Annotated in this window: 11 protein-coding genes; 7 read left to right on the top strand and 4 right to left on the bottom strand. The window is 53.1% G+C overall.

The window, feature by feature from the left end; all coding sequences use genetic code 11:
• Positions 1-36: 36 nt before the first annotated feature.
• The 4 genes from DFP94_RS19350 to DFP94_RS19330 all read right to left on the bottom strand — a co-directional run bounded on the left by DFP94_RS19350 (position 37) and on the right by DFP94_RS19330 (position 4,628).
• Complete coding sequence (locus DFP94_RS19350; RefSeq protein ID WP_114498124.1) at positions 37-1,875, bottom strand: SgrR family transcriptional regulator; 1,839 nt, start codon at positions 1,873-1,875, stop codon at positions 37-39.
• Between the two features lie 351 nt (positions 1,876-2,226).
• On the bottom strand, positions 2,227-3,201 hold the full coding sequence (locus DFP94_RS19340) for an electron transfer flavoprotein subunit alpha/FixB family protein (RefSeq protein ID WP_114498122.1): 975 nt from the start codon (positions 3,199-3,201) through the stop codon (positions 2,227-2,229).
• Between the two features lie 34 nt (positions 3,202-3,235).
• Complete coding sequence (locus DFP94_RS19335) at positions 3,236-4,003, bottom strand: electron transfer flavoprotein subunit beta/FixA family protein (RefSeq protein WP_114498121.1); 768 nt, start codon at positions 4,001-4,003, stop codon at positions 3,236-3,238.
• A 43-nt stretch (positions 4,004-4,046) separates the two neighbouring features.
• Positions 4,047-4,628, bottom strand: coding sequence for a fatty acid metabolism transcriptional regulator FadR (locus DFP94_RS19330; RefSeq protein ID WP_114498120.1), 582 nt, complete (start codon positions 4,626-4,628; stop codon positions 4,047-4,049).
• Between the two features lie 182 nt (positions 4,629-4,810).
• Between DFP94_RS19330 and DFP94_RS19325 the strand changes: the two genes are divergently transcribed.
• The 7 genes from DFP94_RS19325 (at position 4,811) to DFP94_RS19295 (ending at position 15,361) form a co-directional block, all read left to right on the top strand.
• Positions 4,811-6,994 carry a (Fe-S)-binding protein gene (locus DFP94_RS19325; RefSeq protein WP_181873223.1) on the top strand — a complete coding sequence of 728 codons (2,184 nt, stop codon included), beginning with the start codon at positions 4,811-4,813 and terminating at the stop codon, positions 6,992-6,994.
• Positions 6,995-7,058: 64 nt separating this feature from the next.
• Positions 7,059-9,455, top strand: a complete 2,397-nt coding sequence (locus DFP94_RS19320; protein ID WP_114498119.1) for a 3-hydroxyacyl-CoA dehydrogenase/enoyl-CoA hydratase family protein — start codon at positions 7,059-7,061, stop codon at positions 9,453-9,455.
• Positions 9,456-9,474: 19 nt separating this feature from the next.
• Positions 9,475-10,689 carry an acetyl-CoA C-acetyltransferase gene (locus tag DFP94_RS19315; protein ID WP_114498118.1) on the top strand — a complete coding sequence of 405 codons (1,215 nt, stop codon included), beginning with the start codon at positions 9,475-9,477 and terminating at the stop codon, positions 10,687-10,689.
• Positions 10,690-10,742: 53 nt separating this feature from the next.
• On the top strand, positions 10,743-12,527 hold the full coding sequence (locus DFP94_RS19310) for an acyl-CoA dehydrogenase family protein (protein WP_114498117.1): 1,785 nt from the start codon (positions 10,743-10,745) through the stop codon (positions 12,525-12,527).
• A 28-nt stretch (positions 12,528-12,555) separates the two neighbouring features.
• Positions 12,556-14,247 carry a long-chain-fatty-acid--CoA ligase gene (locus DFP94_RS19305; protein ID WP_114498116.1) on the top strand — a complete coding sequence of 564 codons (1,692 nt, stop codon included), beginning with the start codon at positions 12,556-12,558 and terminating at the stop codon, positions 14,245-14,247.
• Positions 14,248-14,306: 59 nt separating this feature from the next.
• A complete protein-coding gene (locus DFP94_RS19300; RefSeq protein WP_114498115.1) occupies positions 14,307-14,723 on the top strand; it encodes a PaaI family thioesterase in 417 nt (138 codons plus the stop codon).
• A gap of 182 nt (positions 14,724-14,905) precedes the next feature.
• Positions 14,906-15,361: a MarR family winged helix-turn-helix transcriptional regulator gene (locus DFP94_RS19295; protein WP_114498114.1), complete on the top strand. Its 456-nt coding sequence runs from the start codon at positions 14,906-14,908 to the stop codon at positions 15,359-15,361.
• Positions 15,362-15,390 lie beyond the last annotated feature (29 nt).

Here is a 15,390-nt window from a genome sequence, read left to right as displayed (position 1 = left end):
GCGGACATTCATAAAAAAGCGTTTGACAGTAACCTGTCAAACGCTTTTTTTCATTTTCCGCACCGGGCTCTCCAATTGGCGCTCGTTTGTCGAAGTAAGCCAAATATCTTTAAAATCCATCCAGCCCAAATTGTTGATGACCAGACCGCGCACGGAAGGGTGTACATAGGTGCTTAATTTTTGGTGAATCAGGAACAGCACCTGGGCTTCGTCCCGGAGGCGGTATTCAATTTGCCGCAATAGCGCACGTCTTTTTTCTTTGGACTTGGTGGCAAGGATTTGATCCGTAAGCTGGAAAATCCACTTTCGGAGTCCCGGATCCAAGTGCTGATAGATCGAGCTGTTCGCTTGAAGATAACTTTCCAGTTCACAAACCTCATCGTCCGCAAAAACGAGACATGTCAGCATCGCATCCGCTTCCTGAACCGTTTCAACCCGGGTAAGCGCGCTTCTTTCTTCATAACGGAGGTGCATCGTAATGCCGATTTTCGCACATTGCTTCTGAATCCATTCGGCTTCATCGGCGTCCGTATCCCTGGTTACGAGCAGGAAAGGGGAGCCGTCATATCCCGATTGCTCAAGCAGTTGTTTGGCTGCATCGAGGTCATACCAGAACATACCCAACTCGGTTTCTTCCTGCGGCACAAAACTTCGGGCGGGATAACCGGATTTGCTTGAATGCTGAATCATCCCGATCCGGTCAATGATGAGATTCACAGCCTGGCGGAAGGATAAGGATTGCTGAGGCCCTTTTTTGTTGCGGTTCCACGTCATCAGGCTGCAGCCTTTGCTTAGCGTTTCGATGCGCTGCCAATCCTCACCGGCTTTGGCGGGAATACGGGAGTCATTGGCGATAAGCTGCTCCCATTTCAATTTGGATATATTCGGGATGTTATCGGGTAAGAAAATTAGCTTAACCCCATCCAGATAAGGTCTGCCCAGAAAATAATCGTCATTTACCGTCAGCTCCAACCTGTTGCTGTTCCAGACCGCCATTCGGAAAGGGCCGGTGCCGCTGGGCAGCATCCAATAACTGGATTCATTCTGACCGCCGAGATCGGAGGGGAGGATGGAAGCGCAGGAGGAACACATCAGGCGAGGGAAAAGCCAATTAGGCTGCCGCAAACTGATTTTGACGGTCCTAGCGTCCAAGGCTTCCGCCTGCTCCATCGTAGACAGCAGCCAGGCGTTCATCTTCTCCGTACGAAGGCGCTCTAAAGTAAAGACAACGTCCTCGGCAGTTAATATTTTTCCATGGTGAAAGCGGACCCCTTTACGCAAAAAGAAAGTCCACTCCGTTCCGGATTCATTGCTCTCCCAATGATGGGCGATCAGAGGCACGACGGCTTCCTGTTCCGAATCATACTGGACGAGGCGGTCAAACATCTGCCGGACCAGATGGGAGTCAAAGCCATAGTAAAGTTCTGCAGGATCCAGCGAAAGCGGAGCTTTGTATACCGGAAGGCGAAACACATCCCTGGCCTGGATGTCATCGCTTAATTTCTCCATGCCGAATTGGTTGTTCAACCATTTGATAAACTGCTCAAGAATCAATTTGTCTTCTTCATACTGATGCAGGAATTCAAAAGCGTAGCGATATTCCCCTTTTTGCGCCAGCCGCTTGGCAAACTCCAGCAGAAAAAACTCGCGTTTGACGAGAAATTGAATGCGAGAACGGTTTCCCCGGCCCCGGCCGGGAATCCAGCCGATTAATTCCTCCTCTTGAAGCTTGCGGACGATCAGCTTGACATTCCGTTCCGTACAGTGAAACAGCGCCGTTAAATCCTCAAGCGCCACCTCATATTCCTCCTGTTCGCCCGTTACCGGCCCGGCATAATGGTTCAACAGTGTGATATAACGCTCTGCTGTGAGCATAGAACACCTCCCAAGGCAATTGGCTTCCCCCAAAGCAAGAGATTATCCGGAAAAGGGGAAATGCATTTTCCATAGTGTACACTTTTTCTTCCTGATTTTAAAGATGATAATGAGAGCAAGTTGACACATCGGCAATCGGTGAAGAAGGAAGGGGAGAGGTTTTAAAATGAATTACGAGGAGCTGTACAGAAAGGAATTGGAATTGAAATCATTTCACAACCCTTGCAGTTATATTCGCCAGATCCGGAATGAATGCAGAGAGCGGAGAATGACCTACCGCATCCGGAAAAAAAAGAAAACCTGGCTGGCCAGGTTTATGGGCAGGATGACAGTTTCAAAAAATGATTAAGTTTAAACCAGCATTTGCTTGAATTCCTGCGTCAAGAGGGGAATGACTTCAAACAAATCGCCGACGATCCCGTAGTCGGCCACTTTAAAAATCGGCGCCTCAGGATCCTTATTAATGGCGATGATGACTCGGGATTGGCTCATTCCGGCGAGATGCTGAATGGCCCCGCTAATGCCGCAAGCGATATAGATTTCGGGCGTCACGACCTTGCCGGTTTGCCCGATCTGGAGGGCATATTCGCAGTAGCCCGCATCGCATGCGCCTCGGGAGGCGCCGACTGCGCCCTGGAGCACTTCGGCCAGCTCTTCCAGAGGTTTAAAGCCTTCGGGACTTTTGACTCCGCGGCCGCCGGAGACGACCACCCGAGCCTCGGTCAAATCGATTTTGCCGGTCGCTTTGCGAACGACTTCTTTAACCGCCGAGCGCAAAGACGGCTCTGGAGTATAGTCAAAAGCCACGATTTCGGCAGGCGAAGAAGCCGGCTCTGCAGGCGGGATATTGTTAGGACGCAGAGTGATAACTCCATTGCCGCCGAGAAACACCTTCTTTTCAAAAGCTTTGCCGGCATAGACGGGGCGGGTATAAAGTACTTCGCCGCCATTCTTCTCGATCGCGGTCACGTCGGAAATTTGACCGGCCTGCAAGCGGGAAGCGATGTTCGGAGCGAGATCCCGTCCAACCGCCGTATGACCGAACACGACTAGATCGGGACGAAGGGTGTCGAATGCTTGGGAGAGCGCGGCAAGATACGTTTCCGCGAGGTATGTTTTTAAATCGGGGTGGTCGATCACGAGCACCTGGCCCTGAAAGCGGGCGGCCAGTTCATTAGCCGGTCCGGAAAGTTCGTATCCGAGCAGCACGGCGGTCACTTGATCGCCGTCTTCTTTTGCCATAGCCGCTGCTTGAAGCGCTTCCAGAGAAACCTGCCGCAATTTTCCGTCGCGCGCTTCGGCTACGACAGCATACGTTTTACCCATAGAATATCCCTCCTCGAAATATAGGCGCTTGGATTTAAAGGACCTTCGCTTCCGTTTTCAACAGCCGGACAAGTTCTGCAGCCTGTTCGGGCAGCCCGCCTTGCAGCACTACCCCGGCTTTACGGGCCGGAGGGCTGAAAAGGGCGGTGCGCTGACTTTTTGGGGTAATTTCGGTTTCGCCGAGCCCGAGATCATCCAGCCCCAGCCGTTGAAACGGCTTCTTCTTTGCCTTCATAATTCCGGGCAGGGAAGGATAGCGCGGATCATTAAGTCCTTGCTGGGCGGTGAAGAGAGCCGGGAGGGAAGTTTCGACCGTTTCGGTGTCTCCTTCGGCGTCGCGGATCGCCAGAGCCTGGCCGCCGCCAATTTCCAGCTTTATGATGGCCGAGGTATGTGGAATCTCCAGCAGTTGTGCCAGACGGACCGCCACCTGCCCCGCACCGTTATCGACCGAGAAGTAGCCGCCGAGGATCACATCGTACGACTGTCCCTTAAAATAGGCGGCAAGCAGGGCGGCGATCCCGGATTCATCGGTACGGATCTCGTCGTCAGAGATCAGCACGGCTTCGTCGGCGCCCATTGCCAGCGCGGTCCGCAACGCTTCGGCGGTCCGTTCGGGGCCCACGGAGACGAGAATTATTTTTCCTCCGTGCTGTTCCTTAAGCCGAAGGGCTTCTTCGACGGCATATTCGTCATAGGGATTGATGATATATTTCACGCCGTCATCGCCAATTTCACCGTCATGAACGAGTATTTTTTCCTCCGTATCAAAGGTTTGTTTCAGGATTACGTAAATGTTCATCAGGTACGTCTCCTCTCAAAGTCCACTTTTTTGAGCCAACCTCTTATTTCAAACCGCGCAAGAAAAAATCTACCGTCCTGTCAACCTGGGCTGACAAGGAGTATTTCCGCCCTGAGATCAGCCACGAAGTGACCACTTCGTCCATGGCTCCGAAAATAAGCTGGCGCGTCAGCTTCGTATCCAGATCGGAGCGAAAGGATTGTTCTTCGATGCCTCTTTTTAAAATATGCTCGATTAACTGGATATAGGGCTTTACCGACAATCCAATCGCTTTGCGCAATTCAAGGGAACTCTGGCGCAGTTCGATTTGCGTTACATAAGCCAAATTCACATTTTGTTCGAGCTGGGTGAAATGAATTTCGCACACTTTGTACAGCGCTTCGGCCGCAGTGCCTGATTCAAGCATGCTCGCGTTAAACAGGGCGACCAGCTTACCCAACCGATCTTCGAATAAGGAGATCAGGATATCTTCCTTTTTCTTAAAGTATAAATAAATCGTACCGTCGGCGACTCCGGCCTCCTTGGCGATTTTGGACACCTGGGAACCGTGAAACCCGTTTTCCGCAATGACTTTTTCCGCGGCATCCAAAATCATTTCAAATTTTTCCTGTTTCCTACTTGTCATAAAGCCACCTCAATGCTAAAATTTAAAACAACTGAATGAATACTCATTCATTTTTCTTCATCTTAGGATAGTGAAAGCGCTTTGTCAATAGAGGCGCATTTTTAAAATCTCATAATGTAAACGCTTACCCTGGCTTGACCTGATCCGATTCAATCAATTCGAAAGAAAGGGTGGGAGCAGAGATGGTGTGGCAGTTGCTTCATTTGGGTCTGTTTTTGGCGGTGACGGGATACGGGATTTATTTGTTCTACAGAGCTGTCTATCATCGGTTTTTGTATGTAAAGCTAGGTCGGAGGGCGGATTTCTCCTGGCGGTCGAAAGGCGGATGGGGCGAGTTCATGGCCCAAGTGTTCGGACAGAAGAAGCTGCTGAAGGACAAAAAAAGCGGAGTCATGCACATCGTTGTTTTTTACGGTTTTATTATTTTGCAGTTCGGTGCGGTCGACTTGATCGTCAAGGGTTTGACGGAAGGAGTACATCTTCCTCTCCCCGCCTACGAGGTGTTCGGACTCTTGCAGGAAATTACCGTTTTACTGATCCTCATTGCCATGGGTTATGCGGCATACCGTCGTTACGGGGAGAAGCTTCCCCGGCTGAAAAAAGGGTGGAAGCCCAGCCTCGTCGTGTTCTTCATATATTCGCTTATGCTTTCGGTGCTATTGTCGCTGGGATTCGAGCGTTTATGGCTCGGTCTTGAATCATCTGCGCTTGCCCCGATTTCCTCACTAATCGCCACAGTCTTTTACGGTCTTCCCGCCATCGGAGCGAAAGTAACATTTTATGTGTTCTGGTGGCTGCATCTGCTGATTCTGCTCTCATTTCTCGTGTACGTACCTCAATCCAAGCACTTTCACCTCATTACGGCTCCTCTTAATATATGGCTGCGGCGCAGGGAACCGGTCGGCCGATTGAAATCGCTCGACTTGGAAGACGAAGAAGCCGAAAGCTTCGGGGCCGGTAAAATCGAGGATTTCACCCAAAAGCAAATGCTGGACTTCTATGCCTGCGTGGAGTGCGGACGTTGCACTAATGTCTGCCCTGCCTCAAATACCGGTAAAAGTCTGTCTCCGATGCATTTAATCACCAAGCTCAGAGATCATCTGACGGAAAAGGGCGCCGAGCTCACTGGGAAGTCCCCATGGGCTCCGGAATTTGTCATCGGGACAGCCTCCGGAAGGGTCACGCATGGGATGACGCAGGAAGAAGCCGAAGTGGAATGGAACGATTCTGATTCTGCAGAAGTAACGAATATCACGCCAACACTGGATTGGCAAAAGAAGACATGGAAAGAACGGGAACAAGGTACCGATCTCACCGCAATGGAACTGGTCGGCGATGTCATAACCGAGGAGGAAATCTGGTCCTGCACGACTTGTCGGAATTGCGAAGACCAGTGCCCGGTGGGCAACGAACATGTCGACAAGATTATCGATCTCCGCCGCCATCTCGTCCTGATGCAGGGCAGCGTGCCGCAGGAAGGACAGCGTGCGCTCACCAATATCGAGCGTCAAGGCAATCCTTGGGGCATCAGCCGGAATGATCGGGCGGTGTGGACCGGAGAGGTGGAGGGCGTCGTTGTACCGACGGTGAAAGAAAATCCGGATTTCGAAGTTTTGTTCTTCGTCGGATCGATGGGCTCCTACGATCTCCTCAGCCGCAAAGTTTCCCGAGCTTTCACCCGGCTGCTCAAAGAATCCGGCATAAGCTTTGCGATTCTCGGCAATGAGGAGAAAAATTCGGGTGATACGCCGCGGCGGATGGGCAACGAGCTGCTGTTCCAGCAGCTATGCCGGGAGAATATCGTCCTTTTCCAAAAGTATGGGGTCCGCAAAATCGTTACGGCCTGTCCGCATACATTCAATACATTCAAAAACGAGTATCCGGAATTCGGAATGGAGGGGGTGGAGGTACTGCATCATTCGCAGTTCCTGGACCGGTTGATCCGGGAAGGCAGACTGGCGCCAAAACATGAAGTGAAGGAGCGGATCACCTATCATGATTCCTGCTATTTGGGGCGGTACAACGAGGTTTACGACCAACCCCGGGATGTATTGAAGGCAATCCCCGGCGTGGAGCTTGTGGAAATGGAACGCTCGCGGGAGAACGCGATGTGTTGCGGGGCCGGGGGCGGGATGATGTGGATGGAAGAAAGCAGCGGAAAGCGGATCAATCTGGCCCGGACGGAGCAGGCGCTGGCGGTACAGCCGACCGTCATCAGTAGCGCTTGCCCGTATTGCCTGACCATGCTGGAGGACGGCACCAAAATGAAGGAGGTCGAGGATCGGGTGAAAGCCAGAGATATCGCGGAGCTGCTGGAACTCTCCGTTTTCGGCGAATCAACATCGCCTGCAAGGCAAGGAGCCTGATTCAAGAAAGACCAGCGGCATGTCATACATCATTTATATTCATCTGAACGGAGGTATCAGGAATATGCATAAACCGATTAGAAAAGCAGCCGTCATCGGCTCCGGTATCATGGGCTCGGGAATCGCCGCCCAATTCGCTAATGCGGGCATTCCCTGCCTGCTGCTGGATAGGGTACCGGCACAGCTTACTGCTGCGGAAGCGGCAAAAGGTTATACGCTGGAGCATCCGGCGGTGCGTAACCGGCTGGCCGTTTCGGCGATTGAGAATTTGAAGAAGACGAAGCCCGTGCCGTTATATGACCATGATTTTGCAGAGCGTATCACGCCGGGAAATCTGGAGGATCATCTCTCCCAAATCGGTGAGGCCGATTGGGTGATCGAAGTGGTTGTCGAGAATCTTGAAATCAAGAAAGAGCTCTTGGCCAAAGTGGAGCCATATTGGAAACCCGGCATGATCGTCAGTACAAATACGTCCGGGATTTCCGTGAATGCCATGGCGGAGGTCAGGTCGCAGGAGTTTAGGAGTCATTTTCTCGGAACCCATTTTTTTAATCCTCCCCGGTACATGAAGCTGCTGGAGATCATTCCGGGAGAAATGACGAACCCGGAGCTTGTGACGGAGCTAAGTTCATTTTGTGAGCGAACGCTCGGAAAGACGGTTGTACTCGCCAAGGATACGCCGAACTTTATCGCCAACCGGATCGGAACTTACGGCCTTCTTGTCACGCTGGGCGAGATGATCGACAAGGGGTATACGGTAGAAGAAGTGGATGCGGTCACGGGTCCGGCGATGGGGCGGCCCAAGAGCGCAACCTTCCGCACGCTGGATCTAGTCGGGCTCGATACGTTTCTTCACGTGGCGGATAACGTGTACTCGAACGTTTCGAATGAAGCGGAGAAGCAGGTGTTCGCCGCGCCCGAGGTGTTAAAGCAGATGGTTGCCCAGGGACGGACCGGGGAAAAATCCGGCCAGGGCTTTTACCGGAAGGCGAAAGGACCGGACGGAAGCCAGATCCTCGCGCTCGATTTGCAAAGTATGGAGTACCGTCCGCAGAAGAAGCCGGCATCCGGCTCGCTGGAAGCCGCCAAGCTGGCGAAAGGCGCCAAGGCGAAAACCGTCGCCTTGCTGGCCGGTGGCGACCGGTATGCCGATCTGGCCTGGAACGTGCTGAAACAGGTGCTGGTGTATGCTGCCGAAAAGCTGGGTGAAATCGCGGAAAGCGTGCGGGAAATCGATGAAGCGATGAAATGGGGATTCAACTGGGAAATGGGCCCGTTCGAAACCTGGGATGCTATCGGTTTGGTCAGGTCCGTGTCGAAGATGGAGGCCGAGGGGCTGACCGTTCCGTCCTGGGTGAAGGAATGGATCGCGGCGGGCAACACTTCCTTCTACCGGAAAGAGGACGGCAAGCTGTTCCATGTTTTCGAAGGACGTTATAAAGACGTGGAACTGCCGCCGGAAGTAATATCGCTGAAGGGTTTGAAGATGCAGAACCGGGTGGTGAAGGGAAACAGCGGCGCCAGCCTGATCGATCTCGGCGATGGGGTAGCTTGCCTGGAATTCCACTCTCCGAACAATGCGATCGGCGGCGATATCTTGTCGATGATTTCGCAAAGCGTCGAAGAAGTCCGCCGGAATTTCACCGGGCTTGTGATCGCCAATCAGGGCAAAAACTTCTGCGTTGGAGCAAATCTGATGCTGCTGCTGATGGAAGCCCAGGACGAGGAATGGGACGAAGTCGATGATATTATCCGGTTATTTCAAAATACGATGTATCAATTGAAAAGGTTTGAAAAACCGGTGATTGCGGCGCCGCACCGGATGACCTTGGGCGGCGGCGTGGAGGCTTGCATGCCTGCCGACCAGGTCATTGCGGCGACGGAAACCTACTATGGGCTGGTGGAAGTCGGTGTCGGTCTGATTCCGGCCGGAGGCGGCTGCAAGGAACTCGCCCTTCGGGCCAGTCAGCAAGCCGGATTACCTGAGACCGATCTCCAGCCTTACATGAACCGGATCTTTGAAACGGTCGGGACGGCGAAAGTGTCTACCAGCGGGCATGATGCCAAAAACCTGGGCTATCTAAGACCGAGTGACCGGGTAGTACTGAATCCGGATCATACGATTTATGAGGCGAAGCAGGCGGTACTGCGCTTAGCCGCTTCCGGCTACGAGCCGATACCCGAAAGCAAATTGCGTGTTGTCGGCAGTGAGGGTAAAGCGGTGCTTCGGCTCGGTGCGCTCGGCATGAGGGAGAGCGGATTTATCAGCGACCACGATCTGCTAATTGCAAACAAGCTGGCTCATGTGCTGGCGGGCGGAGACGTTCCGGCCGGCTCCCTGGTGACGGAACGGCACATGCTGGATTTGGAGCGGGAAGCTTTCTTGAGCCTGTGCGGTGAGTCGAAAACGAGACAGCGGATGCAATACATGCTCACTAAGGGCAAACCGCTGCGGAATTAATGAAAAGGAGGCTGAATCCATGAAAGAAGCCGTACTTGTTTCTTTGGCGCGCACGGCAGTTGGCAAGGCGAAGCGGGGGAGCCTGGCGCAAACCCGCAGTGATGATCTGGGCAAAGCGGTGCTGGAAGCTGTGATTGAGCGGGCACCGGGATTAAAGAAGGAAGATGTGGAGGACATTATCATCGGCTGTGCGATGCCGGAAGGGGAGCAAGGCCTGAATTTCGCCCGGATCATGTCGCTGTATGCCGGATTTCCGGTGACGGTGCCCGCCATTACGATCAACCGGTTTTGCTCGTCCGGGCTGCAATCCATTGCTTTCGCGGCGGAACGGATCATGCTTGGCCACGCGGAGATTCTGATCGCCGGTGGCGTCGAAAGCATGAGCCATGTGCCGATGACGGGCTTCAAGGTGTCGCCGAATCCAAGGATCGTCGATGAGATGCCGGAGGTCTACATGGCGATGGGCCATACGGCGGAACGGGTGGCGGAGAAGTTCGGCATCTCCCGTCAGGACCAAGACGAGTTTGCGCTTCGTTCGCATCAAAAAGCGGCGACAGCGATCGCGGAGGGGAAATTCAAGGACGAGATCATTCCGGTCACCGCAGAGCTTTCTCAAATTGGCGCTCAAGGGAGGCTGGAGCGCAAGACAATTACGTACGATACGGACGAAGGCGTGAGGGCGGATACGACCATGGAAGCGCTGGCTCAATTGAAGCCGGGCTTTAAGGCGGGAGGCACGGTAACGGCGGGCAATACATCGCAGATGAGCGATGGCGCAGCCGCGGTCGTCGTGATGAGCCGGGAACGGGCCGAGGAATTGGAATTGCCGCCGCTCGCTACGTTCCGCTCCTTCGCTTTAACGGGCGTGGAACCGGAGCTGATGGGCGTCGGCCCGGTGAAGGCGATTCCGAAGGCGCTTGACATGGCGGGGATAGGCCTGGACGACGTCTCGCTGTTCGAAATTAACGAGGCTTTCGCCTCGCAATGCCTGCACATCATCCGCGAGCTGGGCATTGACGAAGACAAGGTCAATGTCAACGGCGGCGCGATTGCGCTCGGTCATCCGCTCGGCTGCACCGGGACGAAGCTCACCATCTCGCTCATTCAGGAGCTGCGCCGCCGCGGGGGCGGTTACGGCGTCGTGTCGATGTGCATCGGCGGCGGCATGGGGGCCGCCGGCGTGTTCGAGGTCCACGCGCAAAGTGCATCGAACTTAACGGATGACTGTCATTAGCTTTGTCCGTGACGTGTGGGGTATTGAAAAATCGCAAAAGGAGAGGATCACAAATGAGTCATGAAACGATGGATAAGGTGCTTGGCGGAAGTTTTGTGATTGAGGATGTGGACTACCGGGGAATCGTGACGCCGGAGGATTTCAGCGAAGAACAGCGGATGATCGCCGAGACGACGGAGCAGTTCGTGGAAGGCGAAGTGGCTCCCCGCGACGAAGAGGTGGAGAAGCTGAATTACGGCTTGACCGTGGACCTCCTGCGGAAAGCAGGCGATCTGGGACTGCTTGGAGCCGATGTCCCCGAAGCTTACGGCGGGATGGGGCTCGACAAAGTGAGCACGACACTCATTAACGAGAAGCTGACAAAGGCTTCCTCGTTTGCGCTCTCCTTTGGCGCCCATGTCGGGATCGGAACGCTGCCGATTGTTTATTTCGGCACCGAGGCGCAGAAGCAAAAATATTTACCGAGCCTCTCGACCGGTGAAAAAATCGCGGCCTATTGCCTGACCGAACCGTCTTCCGGTTCGGATGCGCTCGGCGCCAAGACGACGGCGAAGCTGTCGGAGGACGGCACCCATTTTGTGCTGAACGGCACGAAGCAGTTTATTACGAATGCGGGCTTTGCCGACATTTTTATCGTGTATGCCAAGGTGGACGGCAAAGATTTCAGCACGTTCATCGTTGAGCGGGAAATGCAGGGCGTCAGCATCGGACCGGAAGAGAAAAAAATGGGAATCAAAGGCTCTTCCACCTGTCCGCTGATTCTGGAGGATGTCCATGTGCCTGTCGAGAACTTGTTATGGGAAGTCGGCAAAGGTCATTTGATCGCATTCAATATCCTGAACATTGGGCGCTTCAAATTGGCTGCCGGATGCGTAGGGGCGGCGAAGGATGCCATTGAGCTGAGCGCCGCTTATGCTAATGAACGAACCCAATTCGGCCGCAAGATATCGTCTTTCCCGCTGATCGGCAAGAAGCTGGCGGAGATGAACATCCGTACGTTTGTGCTGGAAAGCATGGTATACCGGACTGCGGGGTTGTTTGACGTCGGTCTCGCCGAGGTGGATCACAGCGGTGAGGATGTCGGTTACCAGTCAGCCAAAGCAATCGCGGAATATCAGTTGGAATGTTCGATCAACAAGGTGTTCGGTTCGGAGGCTCTTGATTTCGTGGTGGATGAAGGCGTTCAAATCCACGGCGGTTACGGTTTTATTCAGGAGTACCGGATCGAACGGATCTACCGCGATTCGCGGATTAACCGGATCTTTGAAGGCACGAATGAAATTAACCGGCTGCTGATTCCCGGTACGCTGGTCAAGCGGGCGATGAAGGGCGAATTGCCGCTGATGCAAAAGGCGATGAAGCTGCAGTCGGAGCTCATGGAGCCGATGCCATCGAAGGAATTTGAGGCTACTCTGGAACAAGAAGCCCATTTGCTGGCCATGGCAAAGAAAATTTTCCTGATGGCCGGCGCGCAGGCCGTACAGAAATATCAGTTGCATCTGGAGCGGGAACAGGAAGTATTGAGCCACTTGGCCGATATCATGATTTCGATTTTTGCGATGGAAAGCGCTCTCTTCCGTACCCGGAAAATGATGGACCGCTCAGGAGAAGGCAAAGCCGGGACCGCGATTGCGATGACGACGTCATTTATCCATGAGCAGTTTGGCTTGATCGAATCGTGGGCGAAAGAGGTGCTGGCGACGATGGAAACCGGAGATACGCTGCGGACGCAGTTGTCCGTCCTCAAGAAGCTTGCGAAACGCCCCGCCGTCAATACGCTGGAATTAAAGCGCCAAATCGCGGCCAAAGTGATTGAAGGAGAGAAATACGTGGTGTAGTGAAGCTGATCGGATGGGAGGAAAGGCGATGTTATCCAACAAGCCATGGTTAAAACATTATCCTGCCGAAGTACCACCGACCCATGAATATCCGAAGCAAAATTTAGCCCAGTTTCTCGTTCATACCGCAGCGCAATATCCGGAGGTGGAGGCGCTTGATTTTTTGGGGAAAAAGACGACCTATGCCGAGCTTCTGGAGAAAAGTTACCGGTTTGCCGATGCGCTGCAGCGGCTCGGGATAGGCAAAGGGGACCGGGTGGCGATCATGCTCCCGAACTGTCCTCAAGCGGTGATCGCTTACTACGGCACCTTACTGATGGGCGGCATCGTAGTGATGACCAATCCGCTTTACATGCCGCGGGAATTGGAGCATCAGCTGAAGGATGCGGGGGCGCGCATCGTTATTACGCTGGATGTACTTGTGCAAAGGGTGCAACAATCCATGGGTTCGCAGCCCTTGGAATTCATCATCGTTACTTCAATTAAGGATGCGTTGCCGTTTCCGAAAAACCTGTTGTACCCCATTAAGGCTAAAAAAGAAGGCATGGCAGCTAAGGTGACTTACACGGATCGGGTGCTTTCTTTTCAAGATTTGCTGAAGCGTTCCTCTACGGTACCCGTTCAGGTCCAAGTGAACCCGGATGAAGATCTTGCGCTGCTGCAATATACCGGAGGAACGACCGGTTTTGCCAAGGGAGTCATGCTGACCCACAGCAATCTGGTCGCCAATACGCTGCAAACAAAGTTGTGGTTCTACCGCTCACGGATAGGCAAGGAGCGGTACATGGCCGCTCTGCCCTTTTTTCACGTATTCGGGCTGACCGTCTTGCTGAACCAGGCGGTTGCGCTGGGAGGTACGCTGGTCCTTGTTCCCCGGTTTGAAATCAACCAGGTGCTGAAGACGATCCATAAGAAGCAGCCTACCGTTTTTCCGGGCGCACCGACCATGTATGTGGCGATAATCAACCATCCCGAAATCAACGGATACGATCTGTCTTCCATTAATGTATGCATCAGCGGAGCGGCATCGCTGCCCCTCGAGGTGCAAACCCGGTTTGAGTCGCTGACCGGCGGGAAGCTGATCGAAGGCTACGGATTAACCGAAGCTTCGCCGGTGACGCATGCCAACAATATTTGGGAGAAGCGGAAAACCGGCTCGATCGGCATTCCGTTTCCAGATACCGAGGCTAAAATCGTGCAGCCGGATACTTTGGAGGAAGTTCCGGTCGGCGAAATCGGCGAGCTTGCGGTAAAAGGCCCTCAGGTGATGAGGGGCTATTGGAATCAGCCTGAAGAGACCTACAAATGTCTGAAAGAGGGCTGGCTTTTGACGGGGGATCTGGGGAGGATGGATGAGGACGGGTTCTTTTACATTCTGGACCGCCGAAAGGATCTCATCATCGCAGGCGGCTACAATATTTATCCGCGGGAAGTGGAGGAGGTGCTCTTCGAGCATCCCGATGTGGAAGAGGCCATTGTGGCCGGAATTTTTGATCCTTACCGCGGGGAAACGGTGAAAGCTTATATTGTGCCGAGAGCGGGATCCAAGCCGGATGCCGAGGATTTGAAACGCTGGTGCAAGGAGAAGCTTGCTGCTTATAAAGTTCCGAAGGTGTACGAATTCAGGGCCAGCCTTCCTAAAACCCTCGCGGGCAAAGTGCTGCGCCGTAAGCTGATTGAAGAAGAAATGGGGCGAAGCCCTAACGAACCGGGAGCATAATGGACGATGACAAGGAAAGTGCCTACCCCGAATGAGTAATCGGTTAGGAGGTTGAAATTATGGAAACGAATTCATTTAAGATGCATCCGAAGTGGGAGCAGTGGAATGAAGCAGCGAAGGGAACCTTCTGGGATGTGCTGGGCTGTACTATTGAGTCGGTGAGCGATCGCCAGGTCGTTGTCTCCCTTGAAATCCAACCGCTTCACCTGAACTTGATCGGTATTTTACATGGCGGAGTACATGCGACGATCATCGACTCGGCCATGGGTCTGCTCGCGATGATCGCCAAACCCGAAGCCAGCGTAGTGACGACGAACCTGAATCTGAATTATGTCACCAAAGCCAGTCAGGGCCGTCTTCTAGTGACGGCGGAACTTGTTCACCTTTCGCACAAGTCGATTACCGCCCAAGCATTCGCCCGTCTGGAGGACGGAACGCTTTGCGCCTTCGGAACGGGAACGTTTCGAGTGCTCTGATCATCTGTAAATGCCCGCCCGGGACGGAGCCGAGGCGGGCTATTCATGTTTAAATTCTCATTGTTTGAAAGCATGGAAAACAATTCATCTTAAATAGCGGCTTGTTTTCACCGTCTTGACATATTTAGTTGTTTTAGATATAGTTGTTTGAACAACCAATAGAAAAGAGAGGATTAGGATTCATGACCACAGAAGATCAAGACAAGAGTTTAGCCATCGGGTTTATTATGGGGGTAACTTACCGGAAAATCGCATCCCTTTTACAAAAAGGGTTGAAAGCATATGACATTACGCCGGAACAATGGTCGGTACTGCACCAGATCGATCGCTCCGAAGGCATGATACAACGCGAAATAGCGGCACGAACCGGAAAGGACAAGCCGACAACGACGCGAATTCTGGATCATCTGGAAAGCAAGGGTTTGGTGTACAAACAAACGGGCTTGCAGGACCGGAGGTCTTTTCTGGTCTACAGTACGGAACGGGGAAAATCGTTGATTCGCGAAACGATGCGGATCGAGGAGGGAGTAACCGAAGAAGTCAAATCCTGTTTAACCGGAGAAGAGTATGCCCTGCTTACCGAGCTGCTCTTGCGAATTAACGATCATGTCAGTGAGATTATAGATAATAAAGAATAGAAAAGAACAGAGTAGGATGGGAGAAAAAT

The organism is Fontibacillus phaseoli, from assembly GCF_003337355.1.
In the GTDB taxonomy this organism is placed as follows: Bacteria; Bacillota; Bacilli; order Paenibacillales; family Paenibacillaceae; genus Fontibacillus; species Fontibacillus phaseoli.
Note: the sequence above shows the minus strand (reverse complement) of the source record. Positions and strands in the feature narration are given on the sequence as shown.